Source organism: Ruegeria pomeroyi DSS-3 (assembly GCF_000011965.2).
Taxonomy (GTDB): Bacteria; Pseudomonadota; Alphaproteobacteria; order Rhodobacterales; family Rhodobacteraceae; genus Ruegeria_B; species Ruegeria_B pomeroyi.
In genome coordinates this window covers 3,856,642-3,882,999 of record NC_003911.12, presented here as the reverse complement: position 1 = coordinate 3,882,999, position 26,358 = coordinate 3,856,642, and the positions used below count along the sequence as shown (strand labels likewise).

The following is a 26,358-nucleotide window of genomic DNA, read 5'->3' as shown; positions in this document are numbered from 1 at the left end:
ATATGGACACCCGAAAGAAATCCTAGTATCCGAGGCAGGACCAAATTGATATTGCGGAAGAATCAAACGATGCGAAACGAAGACCCCGCAAAGGTAAACGGCGAATCAAAAGCAGCCCACGACACCACAAAGAATTTGAGAAACTACGCAAGCTTCCTCGTTGTAGTTGCAGCATCCATCCTCTCAGAGCTTGGTTACCTTTCCTTATGGATGGCTGCGATCATGTCGTTACTTGGCGCTTCACTATACAAAAAAAATGACATCACGGGAGTACTTCTCGCCGTCTTCTTCCTTTCCTCCATGGTACTCATGCAGCAAGCTCATAACACAAGTCACAGTCTCTTGGAAAGAATCACGCAGATATTCCTATTTCAAGAAGGGTCAAGAGCTTATTTCTGCACCCTCATATACATCTCTTCAGTAGCATTTATATTCACCATCAATAGGATCAATAACAAGCATGGCAAACGAGTTTAATCTTACTAAATACAGGGACATTGATAATTTTGATGATCTAGTCGAGTACCATAGGGGATTGCGTGCTAGCAATGACTATCTAAACTCTAACAGCTTTGCGGACATAACAATTGACTTAGCTATAAACATTGGGCGCATCCTAACAGGCCGTGAACCATTGCTCGACCCAACCCCCCCCCATCACAGTCAATCGATTGAGTTTGCTCAGGGAGTATCTAATACTGCTATAGCTGCTGGAATAGCAACGTTGGGCGCAAAAGCAGGAGCGTTTGGGACCATATCCTGGGGCGCTGAAGCGGTAGTAGCAGCAATCAACTCGGGCGCTGGAGACCACGCTACCGCTTACGCAAACTCCCTCGACGTGTTGGACGCTGCGCAAAAAGGTCACGTGAGTCTTGATCAAGAGGCTTACGACTTTTTGGCCAAGGAATTGGCAAAGGCCACCTTTCCCGACAAGGTATCGATAGTCGAAGACAAACTGGAAATTGCGGCTGAAAAGTTGGGGTTGAACTCGACCACTTTATCCGATGCCATTAATAACTGCTTTGTAGCAGGCACAAATATATATATGTGGCCTAGTGACCCTTCGCTGCAGCCGAATGAATATGGCGCGTATGACACAGAAACCGTACACAAAAAAGTATGGAAAAAGAGAATTGAAAACATCTCTTCGGGCGACATAGTGGTGTCCTATGACACAGAGGGCAACCTGAAACCAGGAAAAGTAAAGCAGACCTTTCAGAATCATACAACAGATTTGATTAGACTAAGGCGTGGGGACGAATATGATGATCTCTTTACGACGCCGGGTCACCTGTTCCTAGGTGAATCAGGTAACTTTTTCCGGATAGGAGATCAACTTCAATTTGTCGGAGAAGAAGTAAGTTTAGTTGATTTTCATGGAAATATTGTCACAGCAAAACGATCAAAAGTACACCCTGGTGAAATCGAAAACTCACCCCCTAAAGATGACAGCATCACGCAAGTAGGTTGGAGAACCTACAATTTTGAAGTTGAAGATTTCCACACATACATTGCCGACGGGAATCGGGTTCATAACGATTCATTCTATAGCGTTAAAGACGTCCCCGCAAATCGAACCGTATCGGAGGTAATAGGAACTCTCGGTAAGGTAATCGGGTACCGCGACGTATTGGACGGGAATAACAATCCAGTTAATGCAGGCAGCGTTGATGAAGAAGGGAATACGGTTTCGTCACCGGGTGCAGGAGGGCATGTGGGGCACGACGGGAGCCCAAGTGCCTGGGGCGGTGGAGAGCAACCCGTCATTTTGGATTTGAACAATGACGGCGTGGAGATCAGTTTCGACCAAAAGATCTCATTTGACTGGGACCAGGATGGGTATCGTGAACGTACCAGTTGGGTATCAGCAGATGACGGATTTCTTGTCATTGATCTGAACGCGGATGGATCGCGCGGATCAGGGGATGGTCAGATCGATCAGGCCCGAGAATTGGCTTTTACGCTATGGGGCAATGAGGACGATACCGATCTACAAGGACTTCGGCGTGCGTTCGATGACAACAATGATGGTGTTCTGAATACTTCGGACAGTGTTTGGAACGAGTTGCGAATATGGCAAGATCTCGATCAGGATGGCGAGACAGACAACGGGGAACTGCGCAGCCTGGCTGATTGGGGCATCACGCAGATCAACCTGGGTTATGACGATGGTTCCGACTACGATCACACTGATGATGACATCACCGTCTATGGCAACACTCTGCACGGGTTGGCGTCCTATACCCGCAACGGGGAAGCTATTGAAGGTGGTGTGGGCGATGTATCCTTGGCAGCGTCCGAACAAGGATGGCGACGTGTTGAAACATCTTCAGGATTTACAGTTGAGCTGGAGAATGGCGAAACATACCAATACCAAAAGCTGGACGAAACGGGACCAGATGACATTGATCTTGTCAGCGCGTGGCTGGATGGCGCTGAAGGCAATGATAATGCAAACCTGCTCGATGCTTCGGGGCATACACGTAGCGTCTCGGTAAACGGCGGTGCAGGGGCTGATACAGTCCTTGGCGGACAAGCTGATGATATTCTGATTGGCGGCGAAGGAAGCGACAGCCTAGACGGCGGTGCCGGAAACGACCTCGTAATCTTTGATGCTGACGACGTAGCCATTAGGGGTGGCGATGGTTTTGACAGTGCCCTCTACTCTGGCACGTCAAGCATAACATTTGATCTAGCTGCAAATGGCTTCGAGCGAGCATCTGGGGGCGATGCCAGCGATACTTTGATTGCCGAATACACTTCAACTTCCGTTTGGTTGTATGGCCGTGCAGGCCAAGACCTTCTTCGTGGGGGCGGTGCGGATGACCTCCTGTCCGGGGGAGAAGGCAACGACACACTTTATGCTCAAGTTGGCGATGACCTAGTCATTGGTGGGATCGGCCAAGACCAATTGCATGGCGAGGATGGCGACGATTATCTTCTCGGTGGCGACGGTCACGACAACCTTGATGGGGGCAATGGCGATGATCAGTTGTTTGGCGGAGACAACGAAGACACTCTTTGGGGACGAGATGGAGATGACACCCTCTATGGCGATGCAGCCAACGATGTCTTGCGTGGCGAGGCCGGGGATGATGTTCTATTCGGCGGAGATCATAATGACCGCCTGATGGGCGGAGATGGCGACGACTTCCTCAACGGTGGCGAAGGTCGTGACACCATCTATGGCGGCGCGGGTGATGATGTCGCCTATGGCGGTGCTGAATATGATCTCTTCTTCGATGGGGATGGCGACGACGTCTACAAGGGCGGTGGCGGCAACGATATCTTCGAGCTGCAAACCCATAGCGGGCAGAATGTGGTTCAAGGGGGTCTAGGGACCGATACGCTGCGCCTCAACGGTCACCGGGACATGTGGCAATGGGAGTCTGTTCACAAAACAAGCCAGGTCCAAACCGGGACGGTTGAAGGTGGCCCCGATGGCGGGCAACCAATTTACTCGACGGCCCACCAGGGTAAAGGCCAATACATCTTCTACTCGGGTGATGCTGTTGTCCATGTTCAGGATGTCGAGCAAGTCGTTTTCCTGGGAAACAGTGGGAAAACCTTCTGGTCTCATAAAGCACTTGAAGACGAGGAAGCCTTTAGCCTGAACTATGTCGCGTCCTATGATGACCTGATCGCCAATGACGAAGTTGACAACACGTCAAGCAATTGGACCATTGGGCGGGACCACTGGGTCAACTACGGCCAAGCCGAGAACCGTGAGGTGACGTTCAATCCCCTTCAGTACCTAGCGGCAAATCCTTCGGTGTATCAGCTCCATGGTTTTGATCTGACGGCTGCAACCCGTCACTACATTGATACCGGTCATGACGCTGGTTTGAGCCGGGGTGACTTTGACGCCGAACAATATCTGAAGAACTACTCTGATATGCGTTCGCAATTCGGCGCGGACCTGTCAGCGGCAACCCGTCATTACATCGAACATGGTCGTGCCGCGGGTCGCACGGACGATGCCGTCTCCGGCGCGATGACCGACGCCGAGTTTGCGGCCTGGTTAACCTCGCTGGCGGATCAGGACGAGGTTATCTATCTGGTTGAAGCGGACGCAGGCGAAGACAATGAGGCAACCTTCTATTTCGCGGATCGCGATGATCTGGAGATAGCAGACCCAAATGCCGTCATTTTTGGGCACGCCATTGTGGCAAACAACACTTCGGCAGGTTCAGGGAATGACACGATTTATGCAGACAGCACCAGCACTGGCCACTGGCTGTATCTGAACCAACAGGAAAGCACATCTGGCAGCGAAGACACTCTGCGCGGTGGAGATGGCGCGGATGTGATCTACGCAGGAGCGGATGACGACTCGGTGTTTGGCGACTCCGGTTCCGACAGTATCGCAGGCCAGGACGGTGACGACATTCTGCGCGGTCAGGATGGCAGCGACAGCATCACAGGAGGTGATGGCCAGGATACGCTCTACGGTCACGATGGGGCGGATGTGCTGGTCGGCGGCCTTGGAAATGACTACGTGCGCGGCGGCAATGGTGCCGACCGTCAATGGGGTGGTGAAGGTGACGATAGCGTCTATGGCGACGCTGGTGCCGATACCCTGTTTGGCGAGAATGGAAACGATACCCTGAAAGGACACGACGGTTCTGACGTCCTGCTTGGTGGCGAGGGCAATGACACGCTCGATGGAATGAACGGGTCTGATCGCCTCTATGGCGAAGCGGGCAATGACAGCCTCGTGGGCGACCTTGGGGATGACCGCCTGGAAGGAAACGTTGGTGACGACACCCTGTCGGGCGGGTCAGGAAACGACTACCTGGATGGTGGAGAGGGCGACGACAGTCTGTCGGGGGGCAATGCACAGGATGCTCTTTTCGGCGGCGAAGGTGCGGACACGCTTGATGGCGGCGGCGACAATGACATCCTTTACGGCAACGACGGGACCGACAGCCTGGACGGTGGCAGTGCCAACGACGCTCTCCATGGTGGCGCGGGCGCGGATACACTGAACGGCGGCGATGGCATTGACGCGGCCAGCTATGCCGGTTCGTCCGAAGCCGTGTATGTGCGCCTGGATGGTACTAACGCATCGAACTTTACCGGGGATGCCGTTGGAGATGTCTTCTCTGGCATTGAAAACCTATTCGGCTCCGAACATGACGACCAGTTGTACGGCGATGCCTCCCACAACGTGCTTTGGGGTGCAGACGGCAACGATACGCTCAACGGGTTGGCAGGCAACGACGATCTGATGGGTGGAGATGGCGCGGACCGGCTCATCGGGGACAGCGGCATTGACCGCCTCTCAGGCGAAAGCGGCGCGGACAGCCTCTATGGCGGCGCGGACAGAGACTTCCTGTTTGGCGGAGCAGACGACGATCATCTGGAAGGTGGTGCAGGCAACGACAGCTTGTCAGGTGGCGATGGCAACGACAGCATCTACGTCGGGGCGGATGACGCCAATGTCTCGGGCAACGACACTGCTGACGGCGGAGCCGGAGATGATCTGATCATCGGGTCAAATGGCTATGACCATCTGAAAGGTGGCGACGGCAATGACACGCTGAATGGCGGTGACGACCTGGCGACAGCCGAGCGTGACACGCTCGAGGGCGGTACCGGCAACGACAGCATCACCTCCGGGCAAGTTGTGATACCCGACGCAGATCGCCAGATTTATGGCGACTATATGTACGGAGGCGGAGGTGACGACACCATCACCGGTGGTAAAGGTGACGATGTCATCTACACCGGCGGTCCAACTGATAACCTCGTTGGCTTTGATCATGCCAGCGGGGGCGACGGCGATGACCTGATCCATGGCTCAAACGGCAAGGACTTGCTGTTTGGCGATGCGGGCAATGACACTCTGACGGGCGGCAACGACGGTATCACAGCTGACGCTGACACGCTGGACGGGGGCGATGGCAACGACAGCCTGACCTCGGGACAAACCTTGGCGCCGGAAGCCGGACGCGAGGGCCTTGGTGATCACCTGTTCGGTCAAGCGGGTGACGATACACTCACGGGCGGCGCGGCCAATGATGTTCTCAAAGGCGGCAGTGGCAACGACGAACTGTGGGGCGGTGATGGCAATGACAGCATCTACAGCGGTGCAGCGGAAGCCAATCAGTCCGGTAACGATACGGCCGATGGCGGCGCAGGCGATGACCTGCTGGTCGGGTCTAATGGTTATGACCACCTGAAGGGCGGTGACGGCAACGACACGCTCAACGGCGGCGATGACCTTGCCACCGCGGAGCGCGACACGCTTGAAGGCGGTGCGGGCAACGACAGCATCACATCTGGCCAGGTGGAAACGCCAGATGCAGATCGTCAAGCTTTTGGTGATCGCATGTACGGTGGTGGAGGCGACGACACCATCACTGGTGGCAAAGGCGATGACGTGATCTACACAAGTGGTCCAACCGAAAACCTGGTTGGTTTCGACCACGCAAGCGGCGGGGATGGTGACGATCAGATCTTTGGCTCGAATGGCAAAGACCTGCTGCATGGAGACGCTGGCAACGACACGCTTACAGGGGGCGACGACGGCATCACTGCCGATGCGGATACCCTCTACGGGGGCGATGGCAACGACCACCTCACCTCCGGGCAAACGGATGCCCCAGAAGCCGGTCGGGAGGCTCTTGGCGACCATTTCTACGGTGAAGCTGGCAACGACACTCTCACGGGGGGCAAGGCGAACGACTATCTCGAAGGCGGAACGGGTGCGGATAGCTTCGTGTTCCTGTCCGACTTTGGCCAGGATACGATTGCGGACTTCTCCACCAGCCAATCGGGCGAGACAATTGACCTGAGTGGCGTCTCTCAGATCACGTCCTTCAGCGACCTGACCACCAACCACCTAACACAATCAGGTTCGGATGCCCTGATCAGTGATGGTGCTGGCAATACAATCACGCTGACTGGTATCAATATGGCTGATCTCACAGCCGACGACTTCCTGTTCTGAGCAAACATAAGATTGCCGCGCGCCAACCTGGCGCGTGGCGTCAAGCAGAATGCTCCAGAAGTCATTTCAGGGGAATAGCTGATTAAACATAATGAACCCTATCGGCCTGATGGTCAGCTATCCGGGCTGCAACCGCAGCAAAATAAAGGGTTGGACAACGGCAGCTCAGGGCCGATCACACCTCAGGCATGCAAACTTATTTACTCGGTTCAATCACTTCGAAATGGACCACGTAGATGCCGCCCGGCACGACCTTGTCGAGCGACGGGGGCAGTTCTTCGGTGGTAAAGGTGAAATACCCCTGCGTTCCGCTCGCGGCGTCCGGCGTCAGGGCGAGGTCGAACACCTGAATCGACTCTGTCCCTTCAATGCGGTTGGGGGAATAGACCATGGTGCGGCCAAGGTATTCCACATTGAGGCTGGCATCCGGCTGAAACGTCCAAAGCGCCGGGTTGCCCGGCAATTGAACCTGCAAGGGATATCCCAGTCGGATCAATTGCCCCCCGGCCTCGTCATCGGTTTCTTTTCCCACATTGTGCTGTTGTGTGAAAATATATGGCCGCTTGGCGACACCATCCTGTTGCCAGGGTTGATATTTCGTCTCGGCAGCTGCGACCTGCGCAATCAGGGCCGCAGTCGCGGCGGCGAAGGCGGATTTCAGATACTGTCTCATACTTTGCAGGGCCCCATTCCCGTTGGCTCTGGCGTGTCGGGGATCGCTGGCGGATTGTTCATGTCCGTCCCTGGCGGGAAGATATAGAGGTTTGCCATCATGCCGTTATCCTCGTGCGGCAAGATGTGACAGTGATAGACAGTTTTGCCGTCTACGTCCGGGCGGAAGTACATCCTAACTGTCAGCCTGCCTTTTGACGGCAATGCGATTACGTCCCACCAGCTGTCGTCATAGGTCGGTTGGCCGTTGATATCGATCACCTGAAACGGATTTACGTGAATGTGGAACGGATGTTGAAAAACGTCTTCGTTGATCAGCGTCCATTCCTCAACCGTGCCAGCAAGAACCTTTTGGTCGATGCGGTTCAGCTCGAAGATCTTTCCGTCGAGATAGAATTGCACCGGTGGGCGCATGCCGCCACTATGGTCGTGGCTGCCAACATATTCGCCTTTTTCTTCATTGCCGGAAATCTCCCCCTTGAAACGGATTTCTCGTCGGTTGGCGATGGGTAGATCCGGCATCTTCGGCGGCTCGACCAGCTTGCTCGGCAATGGATCGTCTCGGATCGTTCCGTTGACCTCCATCGTGCCAATCACCCAGCCGGGGCGGGCGCCGCCGGGATGACCCTGCTCATATTGATCCGCGTGCAGGTCATAGCGGCCGACCTCTCCGCCCTTGACCAGGAACTCCGCTCGATTTCCGGGTGCCATCAGGATGCGCTTGACCGGGCGCGGCGCGGCAAAGGGGATGCCGTCCTGGCCGATCTGATAGAAATCATGCCCATCCAGGTTCAACCAGAAGAACCGATGCGGCGCTGCGTTCAAAAAACGCCAGCGCTGCACTTCGCCTGGTCGGATGTCGATCACCGGGCGCAACTGTCCGTTCATCGTAAGGATAATGTCCGTGGGTTGGGACGGGATCGGCGAGAAGGGCGAAAAGCCCGCATTGGGTACGATCGCTGCGCGCGGCACCTCGCCCGCCGGATTGACCAGCAGACCGTTCAGCACGATCACCCGCTCGCGGATATTCTTGATTTCCGGCACCTCATCGATGTCGCCCTCGACGATGATCGCGCCCGACAGACCCTCCCATGCCTGGTGGGCGGTACTGCCGTGTTTGTGAGGGTGATACCAGAACATGCCCGCTGGCTGGGGCAAGCCTGTGTCGGGGCCCGGCACGTGATAGGAATAGGGCTCTGGCGGGCAGAATGGCCGCAGCACTTGATAGACATTGTCCGCCCCCGGTTTTGGCGACACCTGCATCCCGTGCACATGTACATTGGTGTATTCCAGCTGCTGAAACATATTTTTCTGTTCGTCCGACGCCCCATCCGGAATTCCGGTCGGTGTCATCTTGTTCACAAGGTCCCATTCGACATGATCGCCCGGTCTGATGCGCAGCGTTGGACCTGGCAGCGAGCCGGTGTCCATATGTTCAAACCGATAGGCCGGAACGGTCAGGACGCGGTCGCCCACCTGAAACTTGCCGTTCTCGATGATCAACTTGGTTTTGACGTGGCCGTTTTGGGATCTCAATTCCGGTAGGTCGCGCAAGGGCTCACCTGTGCGGGCCATGGCCATGGACACGCCGAGGTTCTGCACACCGGCCGCGATTGCCGTCGTCGCGCCTAAAGAGCGCAGGAATTCCCTTCGTTGCATCAATCCCCCCAAAGTATCATTTGCGATTAAGTCATGGTTGTATCATGCCGATCCAATGCAACCCTTAAATGCCGATTCTTGCAATCGCTTTGAGGCTCACCCGAGCTGAGCGATGTCACCGACGTCTGAACCAATTTTGACCGCGCAGCCGTTTCGACATATTTTGGGGGCCGAAGTTTGAGCAAAGGCCTAGCCAGGCTGCCTATGCCATGAAGCAAGTTTCAGACTTCCATGATGAGGCCAACCAGGCCGAACGAGGGTGCGAACGGCAGCTATGGATGGCCGCAGTGAAGCATTGGGTTAGGTTGGGCAATGACCGGTTTGGGCCGAAACCGTCTTGACGCCGGTCAGGGGTGCGGTGCCCTCTGTTGCATCGCCGCATGACGGCTTCGAGACCAGAGATACCAAGTTGCGGCAACGCCGCGAATGGCCGCTCTTAGAAAACACGATGATGAGGTTTTCAGTTGCGGTGGCAGGTTAAGCCATGCCGGTACATCGCATGCGCGAGCGACGACATATCACTAGCCCGCACAGGCATTACCATTGCAGTATTGATCGAAACTGAACCCAAAAAATCTTCACTGTCAGAGAAATATCTCGCGGTATGGTTGCGTTGAGCAAATTGGCCTAGCACACCAGACCTGATTTCGGAAAGCCAATGCTCAAGTTCCATTGATTTGGCTCGCACTTCATCGGGACTAAGTCTCCTCCGATCGCTCCAAGAAACACGGAGTCGCCGAAGTTTGATGTTGAGCTCTTCCAGAGATGCGTCTGTTGCGCGGTTGCGTCCGAACCAAGCAACGTTATATCGCGTCGAGAGCTGCTTAGCGTATGGCCAAGTAAGACGCCCTGGATCGGTCTCGTAACTTTGCACATCAAATCTGCGCACGGTGAAAAAGGGTTCAGAGGTTTCGGTCAACTCCACATCGCAGCCTTGTACGGTCACCTCAAAATAGCCTGTTAGTCGGTCGTCTTCATGCATAGGTCCCGACGGAAAGAACTGGAGAATCTCGTTCTCGGCCGCCGCTTGACCGCAGGCCCAAACGACCAAGATAGATGTGCATATCATTCGCCTCCACATGACGACAAGCATTATTCGAGAGGCTCGCATCGCACCAATGGGTCATGCACGTTCAAGGCCGTCTGCATGGCGCGGTCAGTTTCGTCGCCGGATATGAAACCGGCGTTTCGCATTTCCATCAATATGAAATCTCTGCGTTCAATGGCTCTGTCGCGTGAGCGCACTGGATGGAACAGCGAAGGCGCCTTAGGCAGTGCTGCAAGATAAGCGATCTCTTCAAGATTCAAGTCGGCAGCTGATTTTCCAAAGTAAACCATCGAAGCATTTGAAAGACCAAAGCACGCTTGCCCAAGGAAAACCTCATTCGCATACCAGTTCAGGACTTCATCATGCGAGAGTACTTCACCTACCGCGAATGAGAGCACAACTCTTTGATGCTTCTCGATTCCCGGCTGAGGGTACCACTGCCCAATCTGTTTTGTGATCGTTGAGTGTTGCAGTGGCCTTTCAAAGAACCGGCGATCTTCTGCGGCAACAATTGCTAGCAAAGCAATGTGGGGTATTGCTGGCCAGCTAGCTGCTGATGCTTGATAGTACTCACTTATTTGATCAGGCCTTGGTAGCTCCGGATCCGTGTTCTGGCCCGTTGCGACAGTCGTCGAGTTAACGACAATGAAAATGGCGAGAAGCAACGGTGTAGGGAGACGCATGGGGAGTCCAATAGTAACGCCCCATCAGGTTATGGCGTAAGGACTCGAATTGCCAGCATATCCAAAAATCGCTTTGCTAAGTCATTCGTGAACGTCGAAAGCAGCCATTGGGGCAACCGCAGCGAATTCACCCTTCGTTCGCAATGTGTGAGTTCGACATGCCTCAGTTTTTGCGGTTGCAGCGAAAGTCGGCAATGCGGGCTGCGGGTGCAGCATCTTGCCCTAGCCGCCAACGGCAGGAATGGGCCGAAAGCAGATAAGTAGATGAGGCGACTCTGTCTCCTGACCAGTACATAGCGCTACTTTTTGAGCTTCCGCTGTCTGGTGGAAGCCGTCATTGAGGTTGAGTGCACTTGTTGGCCCTGACCCTGTACTGAATCAGTCTAAAGGAGCACAGCGCTTCACTGGGTTTTTCTGAGGTGTGGTCAACGTGTGTGGTTGGCTGTTGTGACTTTGAGGTAATGAATTGAATTATAACATTAATTATTGATGTGGTTGTGGTGGCGGAGCCGATGGGATTCGAACCCACGAGACCCTTCCGGGCCTACTCCCTTAGCAGGGGAGCGCCTTCGACCACTCGGCCACAGCTCCGCTGACCCGTTTATGGATTTCATCCCCCAAGGACAAGGGCGAAATTGCCGGTTTTTCGCGGTTGGTTGCGAATTGTTCATGGCTCGGCGGGGTCCGGGGCTGCGGTGGCAAGGGTGGTCATGCTGGCCGAGACCTGCTCCAGAAATTGCGCGCCGATCGCCGAGATCGGGCGGCCGCGTGCCGTGACGATGATGACGTCCAGCAGGATGCGCGGTGCAAATCGGCGCAGGACATAGCCGCTGCGATCGTCGCTGGACAGGGTAAAGGGGTCGACCAGCGTGACGCCAAGCCCCTGTTTCACAAGGTTCAACGCATTGCGGAACAGGTCGGTCTGGCAGCGGATGCGCAGATTGGCGCCCTCGCGGTGAAATGCCTCGCGCGCGCGCCGGGTCACCATGTGGTCGGCGCCCATGACGATAAAGGGCACATCGTCCAGCAGGATTGGTGTCAGCTCCTCGTGCCGGGCCAGCGGGCTGTCGGCGGGTACCGCGCATTGGATCTCGAAGAAAAACGGAACCCAGTCCAGCCCATCGGTGCGAACCGGCTGTTCGCAAATTCCGATCTCGAACAGGCCGGCCATGACCCAGTCCTGGATCTTGGCCGAGTATTGCGACTGAAAGGCGACGGTCAGATTCGGTTTGTCTGCGGCAAAGCGCGCGATCTGTTCCGGCATGAAGCCGAAGGCCATGGCGTGGTTGGTGGCCACCTGCAATTGCCCGGCCTTCTGATTTTGCAGGTCGACCACCGCCTGACTCACCTGGCCCAGCCCGCGGATGACCGTGTCGATCTCGTCGAACAGCACCATCGCCTCGGGTGTTGGCAGCAGGCGGCCGCGATTGCGTTCGAACAGTTTCAGGCGGGTGCGCCGTTCCAGCTGTGCCAGCAGGTTGGAGATTGCGGGCTGTGACACACCCAGCCGTTCGGCGGCGCCGGTTACGGTGCCGGTCTCGATGATGGCGTGAAAGGCCTGATAGTGGCGAAAGAAACGGCTCATATCAGTTTATGTATCATCTGAAATGATGGTTTGTGCAAATCTTAGTATTGGAAATGATGCAAAGGCTTCCGCACACTCTCCTTGGGTCAACGGGGGACAATGATGGGCGACCTTGAGCAAAAGATCATCGCAATGGACCTTTGGCATTTGGCCTTGCCTGTCGTGTCCGCGCGCGATCACGGGATCGGTCGGGTCGAGGGGAGTTGCGAGATTGTCGTTCTCCGTCTCGTTGCCGAGGGCGGCGCCGAGGGGTTTGGCGAGGCCTCGCCCTGGGCGGTCTTTACCGGCACGCCCGAGGCGAGCTATGCGGCACTGGATCGCTACCTGCGCCCCTTGGTGATCGGGCGCCGCGTTGGCGACAGGGTGGCGATCATGGACGAGGCCGCCCGCGCGGTCGCTCACTGCACCGAGGCCAAGGCGGCACTGGACAGCGCGTTGCTGGATCTGGCCGGCCGCATCTCGAACCTGCCGGTCTGGGCGTTGCTTGGCGGTAAATGCCGCGACACGATCCCGCTCAGCTGTTCCATTGCCAACCCGGACTTCGACGCCGATATCGCGCTGATGGAACGCTTGCGCGCCGACGGTGTGGGCCTGATCAAGCTCAAGACCGGCTTTCGCGACCATGCCTTTGATATCATGCGGCTGGAGCTGATCGCGCGCGACTTCCCCGAGTTCCGGGTGCGCGTCGATTACAATCAGGGACTTGAGATCGACGAGGCGGTGCCGCGTGTGCTGGACGTGGCGCAGTTTCAGCCCGACTTCATCGAACAGCCGGTGCGCGCGCATCATTTCGAGCTGATGGCCAGGCTGCGTGGGCTGACTGATGTCCCGCTGCTGGCAGATGAAAGTGTCTATGGTCCCGAGGACATGGTGCGGGCCGCGCACGAAGGCATCTGTGACGGCGTCTCGATCAAGATCATGAAATCCGGTGGGCTGACGCGGGCCCAGACAGTGGCCCGGATTGCCGCCGCCCATGGGTTGATGGCCTATGGTGGCGACATGTTCGAGGCAGGGCTGGCGCATCTGGCCGGCACCCACATGATCGCAGCCACTCCGGAAATCACCTTGGGATGCGAGTTCTATCAGGCCAGCTACTTCCTCAACGAGGATATTCTGGAAACGCCGTTCCGGGTCGAGGCGGGTCAGGTCATCGTGCCGGATGGGCCGGGGTTGGGCGCGCGCGCCGATCCCGAGAAGCTTGAACATTATGCCGTCCGGAGATCGGGATGACTCATTCGATGGCAACTTATCGACATTTTGTTGACGTTTTGAAAATGTATGCCATGCTGGCGTTCAGGGAATCGGTTCTGGCACGTGCCATGGCCGGTTGGGGAGGATCATGACGGATACCGCAAAAACCATTGCGATCATCGGCGCCGGTATCGTTGGCGTGTCCACCGCGATCTGGTTGCAGCGCGACGGGCACCAGGTGGTGCTGATCGACCGTGCCGGCCCGGCCGAAGGTACGTCATATGGCAACGGCGGTGTCCTGGCCTCGTGCTCGATCGTGCCGGTGACCACGCCCGGGCTGATCGCCAAAGCGCCCCGGATGCTGTTCAGCCCCAACGAGCCGCTCTTCCTCAGATGGGGGTATCTGCCGCGTCTGGCACCTTGGCTGTTGCGCTATCTGCGCCGGGCCAATGCCCGGGATGCAACGCAAACGGCGGCTGCAATGGCGCCCATCGTCGGCGACAGCCTGGCGGATCATCTGGCGCTGGCACAGGGGACAGGGGCCGAAAAATGGGTGGTGCCCTCGGACTATCTGTTCATTTACAACGACCGCGCGCATTTTCAGGGTGACGCGTTCGGCTGGAACCTGCGGCGGCAGAACGGCTTTGTCTGGGACGAGATGGAGGCCGAGGAGTTCCGGGGCTATGATCCCATCTTCTCGTCCGATCTGCGCTTCGCCGTCCGGCTCAAGGATCACGGGCGCATCACCGATCCCGGTCAATACGTCAAGGATCTGGCCGCGCATGTGGTGGCCTCGGGCGGGCAGCTGATCCAGGCCGATGTCGAGGATATCGCGCGGGAAAACGGCCGTGTCACCGGGGTGCGTGCCGGGGGTCGGACCATCCCCTGCGATGCCGCTGTCATTGCCACCGGGGTCTGGTCCGGACCGCTGGCCAGGAAACTGGGGCTTGAAGTGCCGCTCGAGGCCGAGCGCGGATATCACATCGAGTTCTGGAATCCGAACTTCATGCCGAAATCGCCGGTCATGGTGGCCGCGCGCAAATTTGTCGCCACCCCGATGGAGGGCCGCTTGCGTCTGGCCGGGGTGGTCGAGTTCGGCGGGCTCGATGCGGGACCGTCGCGCGCGCCCATCGAGTTGCTCAAGCGCAGTGCGGCGGCGGTGTTTCCGGGCCTCAAGGCCGACGAAGTCACCGAATGGCTGGGTCACCGCCCCGCACCCGCGGATTCTATTCCCGTGATCGGAGAGCTGCCCCATCTCAAGGGTGCCTTTACCGGCTTTGGCCATCACCATGTCGGCCTGACCGGCGGCCCGAAAACCGGCCGTATCCTGGCACAGCTCATCGCCGGGCGGCAGCCCAACATTGACCTGAGCGTCTATTCACCGGCACGCTACACGAAGGCCGGGCAAAACTGAGAACCCCAAAACGAACCAACCAACTAGGGAGACTACGATGAAAAAACTGACAACTCTTCTTGCGGCGACGGCGCTGACCTCGGTTGCGGCCCTGTCCGCAACGGCCGAAACCTGGGATATGCCGCTGGCCTATTCCGGCTCGAACTTCCATTCGGTGACCGCGGCCGAATTCGGCAATTGCGTCACCACCGGCACCGGTGGCGAGATCGAGATCGTCACCCATCCCTCGGGCTCGCTGTTCAAGGGCGCCGACATCAAGCGCGCCGTGCAGACCGGCCAGGCGCCGATCGGCGAGCGTCTGCTGTCGGGCCATCAGAACGAGAACGCGCTGTTCGGTTTTGACTCGGTGCCCTTCCTCGCCACCTCGTTTGACGATGCCGACAAGCTGTGGAAAGCCGCCAAGGAACCGCTGTCCGCGCTGCTGGCCGAGCAGAACCTGACCCTGCTCTATTCGGTGCCGTGGCCGCCCCAGGGCCTGTATTTCAAGAACGAGGTGAACGCGGTCGCCGATATGAAGGGGATCAAGTTCCGCTCGTACAACAACGCCACCTCGCGGCTGGCGGAATTGACCGGCATGTTGCCGGTGACCATCGAGGCGGCCGAGATCAGCCAGGCCTTTGCCACTGGTGTGGCGGATTCGATGATCTCGTCGGGGTCCACCGGCTACGACCGCAAGGTCTGGGAATCGCTGAACTATTTCTACGAGGTCGATGCCTGGCTGCCGCGCAACTATGTGTTCGTGAACTCGGATGTGTGGTCGGGCGTGAGCGATCAGAACAAGAACGTGATCCAGGCCTGTGCCGGGCTGGCCGAATATGCCGGCAACTGGCGGTCCAAGGAATACACGGGCTTTACCCTTCAGGGCCTGCGTGACGGCGGCATGACCGTCGGTCCGGCTTCGGATCAGCTGGTGGGCGAGCTGAAAGAGATCGGCGTGACCATGACCAGCGAGTGGCTCGAAGCCGCCGGTGATCAGGGCAAGGCCATCGTCGACGCCTTCAAGGCCGACTAAGCGACGGGACGCGGCGCGGGCGGCGGGTTGTCCGCCGCCCGCCTCGATCCGGCTGATTTTTCCGAAACGGAGGATGTGTCATGGCGCTACTGAGAGGTTTGCGCAGCGGACTGGATTTGCTCTATCTCATCGCTGGCGTTCTGGCCGCCATGTGCCTGGTCGCCATTCTGGGGTTGATCGTGGTGCAGATGCTGGCCCGCTGGACCGGCGAGGTGTTTCCGGGCGCGCCCGATTACGCGGGTTATGCCATGGCGGCCGCGTCTTTCCTGGCCTTTGCCAACGCGCTGAACCGGGGCAGTCATATCCGCGTCTCGATCCTGCTCAACGCGGTGCCCGACGGGCTGCGCCGCTGGATCGAGGTCTGGTGTTTCGGCATCGGCACGGCGGTGATGTGGTATTTCGTCTGGTACGCCTATCGCTTTGTCTATTGGAGCTGGAAGTTCAACGATATCAGCCAGGGACAGGACCGCACGCCGCTGTGGATCCCGCAATCGGCGATGTTGCTGGGCGCCGTGATCCTGGCCATCGCGCTGACCGATCACCTGATCCACGTCATCTTCAAGGGCGATCACCGCATCACGCGTGACCTCGCCGACCAGAGCCACGGGGAGTAGGCGGCGATGGAAAATCTTTCGGTCATCATTCTGTTTCTCTTCGTTCTCTTCACCCTGCTTGGCACCGGCGTCTGGGTCGGGCTGGCGCTGATGGGCGTGGCCTGGGTCGGGATGGAGCTGTTCACCACCCGCCCCGTGGGCGATGTCATGCTGACCACGATCTGGTCGGCCTCCTCCAGCTGGACCCTGACGGCGCTGCCGATGTTCATCTGGATGGGAGAGATCCTGTATCGAACGCGCTTGTCAGAGGACATGTTCAAGGGCCTGTCGCCCTGGATGGCGCCGCTGCCCGGTGGGCTGGTGCACACCAATATCGTCGGCTGTACCGTCTTTGCCGCCGTGTCGGGCTCGTCCGCTGCGACGCTGACCACGGTGGGCAAGATGTCGATCCCCGAATTGCGCAAGCGCAAATACCCCGAACGGATGATCATCGGCACGCTCGCCGGGGCGGCGACGCTGGGCCTCATGATCCCGCCCTCGCTGACGCTGATCGTCTATGGCGTCACCATCAACGAGTCGATTACCAAGCTGTTCTTTGCCGGTATCCTGCCGGGGCTGGTGCTGGCGGCGATGTTCATGGGCTATGTCGCGATCTATTCCCGCCTCGGCAAGGACTGGAGCCCCAATCCCGAACCCAAGCTGAGCTTTGCCGACAAGATCCGCAACTCGCGCTTCCTGGCGCCGGTGATCACGCTGATCCTGGTGGTGATCGGGTCAATGTACCTGGGCTATGCCACCGCGACCGAGGCCGCCGCATTCGGCGTCATCGGTTCGCTGCTCTTGGCGCTGGGGCAGGGGTCGTTGAGCTGGAAGACCTTTGCCGAAAGCCTGATGGGCGCCACCCGCACCAGTGCGATGATCGCGCTGATCCTTGCCGGCGCGGCCTTTCTGTCGCTGTCGATGGGCTTTACCGGTCTGCCGCGCGGACTGGCCAACCTGATCGCCGCCTGGGATCTGTCGCGGTTCGAACTGCTGATGGTGCTTCTGGTTTTCTACGTCATTCTTGGCTGTTTCCTTGACGGTATCTCGTCCGTGGTGCTGACCATGGCGGTGGTCGAGCCGATGATCCGCGATGCGGGCATCGACCTGATCTGGTTCGGCATCTTCATCGTGGTGGTGGTCGAGATGGCGCAGATCACGCCGCCTATCGGCTTCAACCTCTTCGTGTTGCAGGGGATGACCGATCACGAGATGAGCTATATCGCCCGCGCCGCCATCCCGATGTTCCTGATCATGGTGCTGATGGTGTTCGTGCTGATCCTGTTCCCCGATCTGGCCACCTGGCTGCCGGACAATCTGAGGGCGGGTCCGGGGCAATAGCGCCCGGGCGGCGAGGGAGCAGAACCGATGCAACAGGCGCTGGCCTTTGTTGCCCGGCATGGCAGGCTGGGCCTGATGGTGGGGCTGGGTGCTGGCCTGGCCCTGCCGGGGCTGGCGGCGGTGATGCGGCCCTGGATCCCGCAACTGGTGGCGCTGTTGCTGTTCCTGACAGCCTTTCGTATCGGCCCGGTCGATGCGGCGGGCTCGCTGGCGGACCTGACCCGCACCGCCCGCCGGGTTCTGGTGCTGCAACTGGCGCTGCCGATCCTGTTCCTGCTGGGCCTGCGCCTGCTGGGTCTGCCGGTCACACCGCTGGCGCTGGTTCTGGCGCTGGTTCTGGCCGCGCCCTCGGTCACCGGCTCGGCCAACTTCACTATCCTGCTGGCGCAGGATCCGGCGCCGGCGCTGCGGCTGTTGATCCTGGGCACCGCGCTGTTGCCGCTGACCGCGATTCCGGTGTTCTGGCTGTTGCCCGCTTTCGGCGACCCGGCCGAGGTTTTTGGCGCCGCCCTGCGCCTGCTGGGGGTCATTCTTTTGGCGGCGGGTTGCGGTTTTGCCCTACGCCACTGGGGCGCGCGGCAGTTGAGCGATCTGAACCGCCGCGCGATGGACGGGCTGACGGTGATCGCGCTGGCGGTGATCGTGATCGCGCTGATGTCTGCGGTGCGCCCGGCCATGACCGAGCGCCCGGCCGAGCTGGCCTTTTGGCTGCTGGCGGCCTTTGCCATCAATCTGGGCGGGCAGACCCTGTGTTATCTGACCCTGCGCGCCACGGGCGGGGCCGATCCGGTGCCCACCTCGATCGTTGCGGGCAACCGCAACTTCGCTCTGTTCTTCGTTGCGCTACCCAGCGAAGTGACCGAGCCGCTGTTGATCTTTCTGGGATGCTACCAGTTTCCCATGTATCTGACCCCGACCCTGATGCGGAGGCTCTATGACCCGGTCTGACCCGTTTCCCCTGATCCGTTCCGTCGGGCTGGACGGGATGCTTGTCACCTTTGCCGACACCATGACCGAGCGGTCGAACCGCGCGGCGCTGGCCTTTCGCGGCGCGCTGCACGAGGCCGGGTGGGAAGGCGTGGTCGAAAGCTCGACTTCGCTCGCCTCGGCCTATCTGCGCTTTGATCCGTTGTGCCTGAGCCATGCCGAGGTGCAGGCACGGCTGGCTGCCCTGCTGGCGGAACGAGACTGGTACGCCGCGCCGCTGCCCTCGGGCCGCAAACTGTGGCGCGTGCCCACGGTCTATGGCACCGATCTGGCGCCGCAGCTTGAGGATGCCGCCGCCGCCGCCGGTCTGGACGTGGACGAGGCGGTGCGCCGACTGGGACAGTCGCGCGTTCGGGTGCTGACCATCGGTTTTGCCCCCGGCCAGCCCTATCTTGGTCCGCTGGCACCCGAATTTGACATTCCCCGCCTGCAGCAACTGACCCCGATGGTACCCGAGGGCGCGCTGGTCTGCGCCATCCGCCAGCTGATCGTCTTTGCAGGCCCCACACCCACCGGTTGGCGCCATATCGGACAGACCGCGTTCCGTTGCTTCCGTCCGGGGATGGAGCCGACATTTGCCCTCAACCCCGGCGACGAGATGGTGTTTGAACCTATCGAACGCGTCGAGCTGGACCATATCCGCGCCCATAACGAGGACGGCACCGGCGGTGCCAAGGTCGAGGAGATCGCGGCATGAGCCTGATCGTCCACCGCATCGGCCCCGCTTGCACGATCCAGGACCAGGGGCGCGAAGGCTACCTGGATCAGGGTCTGTCCCGCTCGGGCGCCGCCGATCTGCGCGCGCTCTACGAAGGGGCCGCGCTCTTGCGGCAGAAACCCGATCTGGCGGCGCTGGAGATGGCCGGCATGGGCGGAGAGTTCGAGGCCACCGCCCCTCTGCGCATCGCGCTCACCGGCGCGCCGATGCAGGCCAGCATCGACGGCAGCCCGGTCGCGTGGAACGCCTCGCACGCGCTGGCCAAGGGCCAGCGGCTGAGCATCGGCGCGGTGCTGCGCGGCGGTTACGGATACCTGCATCTGGGTGGCGGCATTGCGAGCGAGCCTTTCCTCGGCTCACGCTCGGCGCATCTGGCGGCGCGGGTTGGCCGCGCGGTGGCGGTGGGCGACACGCTGGAGAACGGGCCGGACAAGGGCGAGGCGGGCATGAAGATCGCCGCTGAGGACCGGTTCGGCGGCGGCGCCCTGCGGGTGGTGGCCAGTTTCCAGACCGCGCTGTTCGATGGTGAGACGCTGGCCCGGTTCGAGGCGACCGAGTTCCGCCGGGGCCCGCGCGCCAACCGGATGGGGATGCAGCTGGACAGCGACGGTCCGGGTTTCGCCGCCAAGGGTCAGCTCAACATCCTGTCCGAGGTGATCTCGCCCGGCGACATCCAGATGACCGGCACCGGCAACCCGTTCATCCTGTTGCCCGAATGCCAGACCACGGGTGGCTATCCCCGGATCGCGACCGTGCTGCCCTGTGACCTGCCGCGCGCGGCGCAGACGCCGCCGGGGGGGGCGGTACGCTTTCATTTCGTGTCGCTGGAGGAGGCGGTCGCGGTACACGCGGCCTGGCTCAAGGACCTTGCGCGTCTTTCCTCGCGGGTCGAACCGCTGGTGCGCGACCCGCATGACATTCCCGACCTTCTGTCCTACCAACTGATCAGCGGCGTTGTGTCCGCCACCGACTGAGGAGCATATCATGACCCGCGTGGACCTGAACGCCGACATGGGCGAAAGCTTTGGCCCCTGGAAAATGGGCGATGATGACAGCCTGCTGAAAATCATCACCTCGGCCAATATCGCCTGTGGCTTTCATGCCGGTGACCCGGACGTGATGGCGAAAACCATGGCGCTTGCGGCGGAAAACGGGGTGGGTATCGGTGCGCATCCGGGTTTTCCCGACCTGCAAGGGTTCGGCCGCCGCAACATGAAGGTGCCCCATGACAGCCTGCGCAACCTTGTGCGCTATCAACTGGGCGCGGCGCTGGGCATGGCGCGGGCGGTGGGCACGCAGGTCCGGCATCTGAAGCTGCACGGGGCACTGGCCAACATGTGCTCGGTCGATCAGGACATGGCGCGCGCCTGTTATCAGGGCGCGCTGGATGTGGACCCCGATATCATCATCATGGTGCTGGCGGTCACCAAGCAGGAACAGGCGGTGCGCGAACTGGGCTGCAAATGGGTGGGCGAGATATTCGCCGACCGCGCCTATAACGACGACGGCACGCTGGTCGACCGCGCGCTGCCCGGCGCGGTGATCCATGACCCGGATCTGGCCGGGCCGCGCATGCTCAAGATGGTGCGCGCAGGCGCGATCATCACCGAAAGCGGCAAACATCTGGAAACCTCGGTCGACACCATCTGCCTGCATGGTGACGGGCCGACGGCGGTCCAGATCGCCCGCTCGGTGCGGGCATGCCTGGAAGAAGGCGGCGTCAGCGTCACCGCATTCGAGCGCTGAGCGAGCCGGCAAAGAAAAGGCCGCAGCTTGGGACTGCGGCCAATATTCACGAGGTCGTCGGATGCCTGGCCTTATGACGGCCCGATCATGAAACAGGTGACGTTGCGGGCCTGAAGGCGGCGGCAGGCGCGATCGGCCTGATCACGGGTCATGCCCTGGAATGTCGCTTCGAACCCTTTCGAGGACTGGTGCACCTTGCGCAGCGAGCCGTCGAGTGTCGATACTTCTGCCAGCGCGGTGCGCAGCAGCACCTTCTCCGCGTCATAGCGGTTGGGATAGCGCCCGATATTGATGCCCCACAGATGCCCGCCCGAGGTCGACAACCGGGTGACCACCTCGCGTTCGGGTTCCGGCTCGACCTCATCGGGTTGCGAGGCGGCAAGGATCAGGTTCTCGGGCCGCATGCTGGGCCGCAGGCCGGGATCGGGTGTATCGGTCGTCTGGGCGACGATATCGGCCTGGGCCATAGCGGCGTTGATACCGGCCTGTATACGGTCTTCGTCCTGTCGGGCGGTTTCGGCAACCGCCTGTGCCACCACGGTGGCGATGGCACCGCCCGGGCGCTGATTGGGCCGCAGGCTGCTGGTGGGGGCACCAGCGACGCGCACGGTTTTCGAGCTTTCCCCAACCTCGCCCGCATAAAGCGGCATGTCAGGCCGGCGGATCGGTGCGCGCGAGGGGGCCTTGCGGAAGCCCAGATCCAGCAGCTCGGCCACCTTGGCGTTGCGCGCGGTGCTGGATTTGCCGCCAAAGACGGTGGCAATCACCCGTTCGTCGCCGCGCTTGGCCGAGGCGACCAGGTTGAAACCCGCCGCCTGTGTATAGCCCGTCTTGATCCCGTCGGCGCCCTGATAGGCGTCCAACAGGCGGCGGTTGGTATTGGCAACCGTCTTGATCCCGGCGCTGGTCTCGCGGCGCGAGAACAGGTTGTAATACTGCGGGTAATCATAAAGCAGATGCCGCCCCAGCGTGGTCATGTCACGTGCGGTGCTGAGATGGCCGGATTCGGTCAGCCCATGGGCGTTCTTGAACGTGGTGCGCGTCATCCCCAGCGCCTTGGCGGTGCGGTTCATGCGCCGGGCAAAAGCGGCCTCGGACCCGGAAATCGCAATGCCGATAGAGGTGGCGGCATCATTGGCCGATTTCACCGCAGCGGCCCGAACCAGATAGCGAAAGGCGATCTTTTGCCCCGCGCGCAGGCCCAGTTTCGAGGGCGGTTCCTTAGCGGCGAAGGGGTCGATCCGCACCTGGGTATCCATGGTCAGCTCGCCATTGCGGACCGCCTCGAAGGCGATGTAGAGCGTCATCATCTTGGTCAGAGAGGCCGGGTGCAGACGGGTATCGGCATTTGTGGCATGCAGCACCTCGCCGGTGCGCGCGTCGATCACCATCGCGGCATAGGGGGCTGCCCTGGCCACACCAGAGAGCGCCGCGATCATCCAGATCGCGAAAAAAAGGATCAGGCCCAAACGGGCCGGCATTTTCTGCCGAACCTGCACGATCATTGCCTCTGTCTGCCTCGGGCCGCCGGTTTCCGGCTGGCTTGTTTATTCTGCTTTGCCCAAGGCTAACACAGCGAATTCTCAAAATAAACCCGCAGGTTGTGAACATCGGCGGAAATTCCGCCACGCCCCTGAACCACATCTAGGGGGTGGGGCGAGACACGACCCAACACCGGCGATCATGGCAATATTGTGGCGCGGCACCGCGTGATTCGAAGCGGCCTGTTTCGTGACACAGATCACGCCGGGCGCGATTCAGGCTCAACCCAGCTGCCCGACCAGATCGGCCAGGGCGCCAAGGTCCGGCAGGCTGTGAAACCGGGTCCGGTCTTCGGGCGGATCGGCCTTTTCGATCTCCCATTCCAGCCCGTGCGGCACGTAAACGCCCCAGGCCCCGGCGAGGATCGGCGCCAGCACATCCGAGCGCATGGAGTTGCCCACCATCATCGCCCGCCCGGCCCCCTCGCCATGACGCTCGAAGACGGTCTCATAGGTCTGGGCCGTCTTTTCAGAGACGATTTCGACCCCATGGAACAAGTCGCCCAGCCCTGATTGCGCCAGTTTGCGTTCCTGGTCGATCAGATCGCCCTTGGTGATCAGCAGCACGCGATGGGTCTGCGCCACTGCCTCGACCGCGGCGCGGGCATGCGGCAACAGCTCGATCGGGTGGGCCAGCATCTCTTGCCCGGCCTCGATCAGCTGCCGGATCACGGCCGCGGGCACCCGGTCCTCGGTCACCTCGATCGCGGTTTCGATCATCGACAGCGTGAAGCCTTTGACCCCGTAGCCATAGTGGCGGATGTTACGCCGTTCGGCGGCCAACAGCCGCTCCATCAGGTGGTCGGCTTCGGCGAAATCGGCCAGCAGCCCGGCGAAATGGTCCTGCGTCATCTGAAAGAACCGCTCGTTATGCCAGAGCGTGTCATCGGCATCAAAGCCGACAGTGGTCAGATTTTGCACCATCTGTCGCGTTTGCTTTCTCTTTTCCATTTCTGCGCTAAGGTTATATAAGCTTGCGACCAAACCGAACCCGGAATCGGATACGCGCACCCCATGACTGCACAATTGCACATGATGTCGGACAAGCATGACCAGGACAATGATGCCTCGGTCCTGTTGCAGACGCGCCCCAGGACCAAGCGCCCGCCGCTGTACAAGGTGCTGTTGCTGAACGACGATTACACGCCGATGGAATTTGTCGTGCATGTGCTGGAACGGTTCTTTGGCATGAACCACGCGCAGGCGTTCGAGATCATGCTGACCGTGCACAAGAAGGGGGTCGCGGTGGTCGGTGTCTTCAGCCACGAGATTGCAGAGACCAAGGTCAGCCTGGTGATGGATTTCGCCCGCCGTCATCAGCATCCGCTGCAATGCACCATGGAAAAAGAGGACTGATGCCGCGCCATTTGCGCCGCAAGGTCCCGGAACGGATATCCGAACATGTCTTCGCGTCTTGAGCTTGCGCTGGCCTCGGGGCTGGACCTGAGCGCGCCTTTATCGGTGCTGGGTCCGACGCCCGATCACGACCTCTCGGCGCTGCCGCCCGATACCGAGGTGGTGCAACCCTATCGCCCCTGGCACGACCATTTCGCCGCGCGCGGCTTTCATACCGTGGCGCAATCGGATGCGCCCTGCGCCGATGCGGTGGTGATCCTGCCGCGCGCCAAGGCGCAGGCGCGCGCGATGGTGGCCGAGGCCTGCCGCCGCGCCTCCGGGCGGGTGGTGGTGGACGGGGCCAAGACCGACGGGGTCGACAGCCTGCTCAAGGACATCCGCAAGCGGGTCGCGGTCGAGGGGCCTTTGTCCAAGGCACATGGCAAGATCTTCTGGTTCCACGCTGAGGCGGCGGATTTTTCCGACTGGGTCCCGCCCGCCGATCAGCAGGTTGCGGGGTTTCGCACCGCACCCGGCGTGTTCTCCGCCGATGGGGTCGACCCCGCCTCGGCCCTGCTGCTGGAGGCGCTGCCGCAGAAGCCCGGCAAGGTGATCGCCGATCTGGGCGCGGGCTGGGGGTATCTGTCTGCGGGGATCCTGTCGCGCGAGGGCGTGCGTGCGCTGCATCTGGTCGAGGCCGACCATGCCGCGCTGGACTGCGCGCGCGCCAATATCGACGATCCGCGCGCCAGCTTTCACTGGGCCGACGTGCTGAGCTGGCAGGCGCCCGAGCGGCTGGATTGCGTGGTGATGAACCCGCCCTTTCACACTGGGCGTGCCGCCGAACCGGCGTTGGGGCAAGGCTTTATCACCGCAGCGGCGCGCAATCTGACCGGGTCGGGGCAGTTGTGGATGGTGGCCAACCGGCACCTGCCCTACGAGGCGGCGTTGAACGAGCGGTTTCAGCAGGTGGCCGAGGTTGCGGGCGACAACCGGTTCAAGGTCTTTCACGCCTCTCGCCCCCGGCGCTGAACCCGGCTAAGTTGCGCCCAAAGTCAGGAGAAAGCTCATGTCCTTTTCCATCGCAGGCAAGACCGCCATCGTCACCGGCGCGGCCAATGGTATCGGCCTTGCCATCGCGCGCCAATTCGCCTCGGCCGGGGCCAATGTCATGTTCGCGGACATGGATGAAAAAGGGCTGGAAGAGCAGCTGGGCGACCTGGCCGAGGATGGCAATATCCGCTATTTCGCCGGTGACCTGCGCGAGCGGCTGACCGTTGCCAACCTGCTGTCCGCCACGATCGATGCGTTCGACCAGATCGACATTCTGGTGAATGGCGCGCGGCAGGTGATCCCGACCGATCCGCTGGATACCGAGGACGATTCTGTGCGCGTTGCCCTGAACCAGAACCTGTTCCCGGCCTATCGCCTCAGCCAGGCGGTAGCCAAGCGGATGATCAAGCAGGCCGGCGAAAACGGCGAGGGGCAGGCGGGTGCGATCATCAACCTGACCTCGGTCGCGGCGCGGCGCACACATCCCGACCTGCTGGCCTATTCGGTGTCGACGGCGGCGCTGGATCAGATGACCCGGGCCATGGCGGTGGCGTTGGCGCCACAACGGATCCGGGTCAATGCCATCGCCATCGGCTCGGTGATGAGCGCCTCGCTGCAGGCGGCCCTGAAGGACAATCGCGAATTCCGCCAGGATATCGAGCGGCACACGCCGCTGGGCCGGGTTGCCGCCGCGAACGAGCTGGTGCTGACCGCGCAATATCTGGCCTCGGATGCGTCGAGCTTCATGACCGGGCAGATCCTGACGGTCGATGGTGGTCGCACCCTGCTGGACCCGGTGGCAGCACCTGCGCATTGAAGGAAGAT

Annotated in this window: 21 protein-coding genes and 1 tRNA gene; 14 read left to right on the top strand and 8 right to left on the bottom strand. The window is 60.2% G+C overall.

Annotation, left to right across the window (positions count from 1 at the left end; genetic code table 11):
- Positions 1–69: 69 nt before the first annotated feature.
- Complete coding sequence (locus SPO_RS22970) at positions 70–477, top strand: hypothetical protein (protein ID WP_044028821.1); 408 nt, start codon at positions 70–72, stop codon at positions 475–477.
- Positions 461–6,955: a type I secretion target repeat-containing protein gene (locus tag SPO_RS22625; protein WP_011049353.1), complete on the top strand. Its 6,495-nt coding sequence runs from the start codon at positions 461–463 to the stop codon at positions 6,953–6,955. The genes SPO_RS22970 and SPO_RS22625 overlap by 17 nt, the downstream gene beginning before the upstream one ends.
- A 196-nt stretch (positions 6,956–7,151) precedes the next feature.
- Here the strand turns inward: SPO_RS22625 and SPO_RS18605 are convergent, their stop codons facing one another.
- The 6 genes from SPO_RS18605 to SPO_RS18590 form a co-directional block, all read right to left on the bottom strand.
- Positions 7,152–7,628, bottom strand: coding sequence for a hypothetical protein (locus tag SPO_RS18605; RefSeq protein ID WP_011049352.1), 477 nt, complete (start codon positions 7,626–7,628; stop codon positions 7,152–7,154).
- Positions 7,625–9,286, bottom strand: a complete 1,662-nt coding sequence (locus SPO_RS18600) for a multicopper oxidase family protein (RefSeq protein ID WP_011049351.1) — start codon at positions 9,284–9,286, stop codon at positions 7,625–7,627. Before SPO_RS18600 ends, SPO_RS18605 begins: the two co-directional genes overlap by 4 nt.
- 460 nt (positions 9,287–9,746) lie before the next feature.
- Positions 9,747–10,268, bottom strand: a complete 522-nt coding sequence (locus tag SPO_RS22965; protein WP_144084033.1) for a hypothetical protein — start codon at positions 10,266–10,268, stop codon at positions 9,747–9,749.
- 110 nt (positions 10,269–10,378) lie between these two features.
- Positions 10,379–11,017, bottom strand: a complete 639-nt coding sequence (locus tag SPO_RS22620; RefSeq protein WP_011049349.1) for a transglycosylase domain-containing protein — start codon at positions 11,015–11,017, stop codon at positions 10,379–10,381.
- Between the two features lie 501 nt (positions 11,018–11,518).
- A tRNA-Ser gene (locus SPO_RS18595) sits at positions 11,519–11,608 on the bottom strand.
- Positions 11,609–11,684: 76 nt separating this feature from the next.
- Entirely contained in the window at positions 11,685–12,602 is a 918-nt protein-coding gene (locus SPO_RS18590; protein WP_011049348.1) for a LysR family transcriptional regulator, read from the bottom strand.
- Positions 12,603–12,704: 102 nt separating this feature from the next.
- Here SPO_RS18590 and SPO_RS18585 point away from each other — a divergent pair, with 102 nt between their 5' ends.
- The 9 genes from SPO_RS18585 to SPO_RS18545 all read left to right on the top strand — a co-directional run bounded on the left by SPO_RS18585 (position 12,705) and on the right by SPO_RS18545 (position 21,604).
- Positions 12,705–13,832, top strand: coding sequence for a muconate cycloisomerase family protein (locus SPO_RS18585; RefSeq protein ID WP_044029402.1), 1,128 nt, complete (start codon positions 12,705–12,707; stop codon positions 13,830–13,832).
- Between the two features lie 109 nt (positions 13,833–13,941).
- The gene (locus tag SPO_RS18580; protein ID WP_011049346.1) at positions 13,942–15,207 is read left to right on the top strand and encodes an NAD(P)/FAD-dependent oxidoreductase; all 1,266 of its coding nucleotides are present in this window, start codon (positions 13,942–13,944) and stop codon (positions 15,205–15,207) included.
- A 37-nt stretch (positions 15,208–15,244) separates the two neighbouring features.
- A complete protein-coding gene (locus SPO_RS18575) occupies positions 15,245–16,219 on the top strand; it encodes a TRAP transporter substrate-binding protein (protein WP_011049345.1) in 975 nt (324 codons plus the stop codon).
- Between the two features lie 80 nt (positions 16,220–16,299).
- Positions 16,300–16,833 carry a TRAP transporter small permease gene (locus SPO_RS18570; protein ID WP_011049344.1) on the top strand — a complete coding sequence of 178 codons (534 nt, stop codon included), beginning with the start codon at positions 16,300–16,302 and terminating at the stop codon, positions 16,831–16,833.
- 6 nt (positions 16,834–16,839) lie between these two features.
- A complete protein-coding gene (locus SPO_RS18565; protein WP_011049343.1) occupies positions 16,840–18,153 on the top strand; it encodes a TRAP transporter large permease in 1,314 nt (437 codons plus the stop codon).
- Positions 18,154–18,180: 27 nt separating this feature from the next.
- On the top strand, positions 18,181–19,101 hold the full coding sequence (locus tag SPO_RS18560; protein WP_011049342.1) for a hypothetical protein: 921 nt from the start codon (positions 18,181–18,183) through the stop codon (positions 19,099–19,101).
- Entirely contained in the window at positions 19,088–19,837 is a 750-nt protein-coding gene (locus tag SPO_RS18555) for a 5-oxoprolinase subunit B family protein (RefSeq protein ID WP_011049341.1), read from the top strand. The genes SPO_RS18560 and SPO_RS18555 overlap by 14 nt, the downstream gene beginning before the upstream one ends.
- On the top strand, positions 19,834–20,832 hold the full coding sequence (locus SPO_RS18550) for a biotin-dependent carboxyltransferase family protein (RefSeq protein WP_011049340.1): 999 nt from the start codon (positions 19,834–19,836) through the stop codon (positions 20,830–20,832). The genes SPO_RS18555 and SPO_RS18550 overlap by 4 nt, the downstream gene beginning before the upstream one ends.
- A 10-nt stretch (positions 20,833–20,842) precedes the next feature.
- Complete coding sequence (locus SPO_RS18545; protein ID WP_011049339.1) at positions 20,843–21,604, top strand: LamB/YcsF family protein; 762 nt, start codon at positions 20,843–20,845, stop codon at positions 21,602–21,604.
- Positions 21,605–21,675: 71 nt separating this feature from the next.
- Here SPO_RS18545 and SPO_RS18540 read toward each other — a convergent pair whose 3' ends face one another.
- The gene (locus tag SPO_RS18540) at positions 21,676–23,109 is read right to left on the bottom strand and encodes a D-alanyl-D-alanine carboxypeptidase family protein (protein ID WP_011049338.1); all 1,434 of its coding nucleotides are present in this window, start codon (positions 23,107–23,109) and stop codon (positions 21,676–21,678) included.
- Between the two features lie 258 nt (positions 23,110–23,367).
- Entirely contained in the window at positions 23,368–24,069 is a 702-nt protein-coding gene (locus SPO_RS18535) for an HAD family hydrolase (RefSeq protein WP_044028810.1), read from the bottom strand.
- 90 nt (positions 24,070–24,159) lie between these two features.
- Here SPO_RS18535 and clpS point away from each other — a divergent pair, with 90 nt between their 5' ends.
- The 3 genes from clpS to SPO_RS18520 are packed head-to-tail and all read left to right on the top strand — an operon-like array spanning position 24,160 to position 26,350.
- Positions 24,160–24,501: an ATP-dependent Clp protease adapter ClpS gene (clpS, locus tag SPO_RS18530; protein ID WP_011049336.1), complete on the top strand. Its 342-nt coding sequence runs from the start codon at positions 24,160–24,162 to the stop codon at positions 24,499–24,501.
- Between the two features lie 45 nt (positions 24,502–24,546).
- Positions 24,547–25,512: a class I SAM-dependent methyltransferase gene (locus tag SPO_RS18525; protein WP_011049335.1), complete on the top strand. Its 966-nt coding sequence runs from the start codon at positions 24,547–24,549 to the stop codon at positions 25,510–25,512.
- A 37-nt stretch (positions 25,513–25,549) separates the two neighbouring features.
- On the top strand, positions 25,550–26,350 hold the full coding sequence (locus SPO_RS18520) for an SDR family NAD(P)-dependent oxidoreductase (RefSeq protein WP_011049334.1): 801 nt from the start codon (positions 25,550–25,552) through the stop codon (positions 26,348–26,350).
- Positions 26,351–26,358 lie beyond the last annotated feature (8 nt).

Excerpts from the sequence above, each read along its gene's own strand:
- SPO_RS18580 (WP_011049346.1), top strand. The coding sequence starts at position 13,942 with ATGACGGATACCGCAAAAACCATTGCGATCATCGGCGCCGGTATCGTT.
- SPO_RS18575 (WP_011049345.1), top strand. The coding sequence starts at position 15,245 with ATGAAAAAACTGACAACTCTTCTTGCGGCGACGGCGCTGACCTCGGTT.
- SPO_RS18600 (WP_011049351.1), bottom strand. The coding sequence starts at position 9,286 with ATGCAACGAAGGGAATTCCTGCGCTCTTTAGGCGCGACGACGGCAATC.
- SPO_RS22620 (WP_011049349.1), bottom strand. The coding sequence starts at position 11,017 with ATGCGTCTCCCTACACCGTTGCTTCTCGCCATTTTCATTGTCGTTAAC.
- SPO_RS18605 (WP_011049352.1), bottom strand. The coding sequence starts at position 7,628 with ATGAGACAGTATCTGAAATCCGCCTTCGCCGCCGCGACTGCGGCCCTG.
- SPO_RS18520 (WP_011049334.1), top strand. The coding sequence starts at position 25,550 with ATGTCCTTTTCCATCGCAGGCAAGACCGCCATCGTCACCGGCGCGGCC.
- SPO_RS22970 (WP_044028821.1), top strand. The coding sequence starts at position 70 with ATGCGAAACGAAGACCCCGCAAAGGTAAACGGCGAATCAAAAGCAGCC.
- SPO_RS18545 (WP_011049339.1), top strand. The coding sequence starts at position 20,843 with ATGACCCGCGTGGACCTGAACGCCGACATGGGCGAAAGCTTTGGCCCC.
- SPO_RS22625 (WP_011049353.1), top strand. The coding sequence starts at position 461 with ATGGCAAACGAGTTTAATCTTACTAAATACAGGGACATTGATAATTTT.
- SPO_RS18560 (WP_011049342.1), top strand. The coding sequence starts at position 18,181 with ATGCAACAGGCGCTGGCCTTTGTTGCCCGGCATGGCAGGCTGGGCCTG.
- clpS (WP_011049336.1), top strand. The coding sequence starts at position 24,160 with ATGACTGCACAATTGCACATGATGTCGGACAAGCATGACCAGGACAAT.
- SPO_RS18590 (WP_011049348.1), bottom strand. The coding sequence starts at position 12,602 with ATGAGCCGTTTCTTTCGCCACTATCAGGCCTTTCACGCCATCATCGAG.
- SPO_RS18525 (WP_011049335.1), top strand. The coding sequence starts at position 24,547 with ATGTCTTCGCGTCTTGAGCTTGCGCTGGCCTCGGGGCTGGACCTGAGC.
- SPO_RS18570 (WP_011049344.1), top strand. The coding sequence starts at position 16,300 with ATGGCGCTACTGAGAGGTTTGCGCAGCGGACTGGATTTGCTCTATCTC.
- SPO_RS18585 (WP_044029402.1), top strand. The coding sequence starts at position 12,705 with ATGGGCGACCTTGAGCAAAAGATCATCGCAATGGACCTTTGGCATTTG.
- SPO_RS18555 (WP_011049341.1), top strand. The coding sequence starts at position 19,088 with ATGACCCGGTCTGACCCGTTTCCCCTGATCCGTTCCGTCGGGCTGGAC.
- SPO_RS18535 (WP_044028810.1), bottom strand. The coding sequence starts at position 24,069 with ATGGTGCAAAATCTGACCACTGTCGGCTTTGATGCCGATGACACGCTC.
- SPO_RS18550 (WP_011049340.1), top strand. The coding sequence starts at position 19,834 with ATGAGCCTGATCGTCCACCGCATCGGCCCCGCTTGCACGATCCAGGAC.
- SPO_RS22965 (WP_144084033.1), bottom strand. The coding sequence starts at position 10,268 with ATGCATGAAGACGACCGACTAACAGGCTATTTTGAGGTGACCGTACAA.
- SPO_RS18540 (WP_011049338.1), bottom strand. The coding sequence starts at position 23,109 with ATGATCGTGCAGGTTCGGCAGAAAATGCCGGCCCGTTTGGGCCTGATC.
- SPO_RS18565 (WP_011049343.1), top strand. The coding sequence starts at position 16,840 with ATGGAAAATCTTTCGGTCATCATTCTGTTTCTCTTCGTTCTCTTCACC.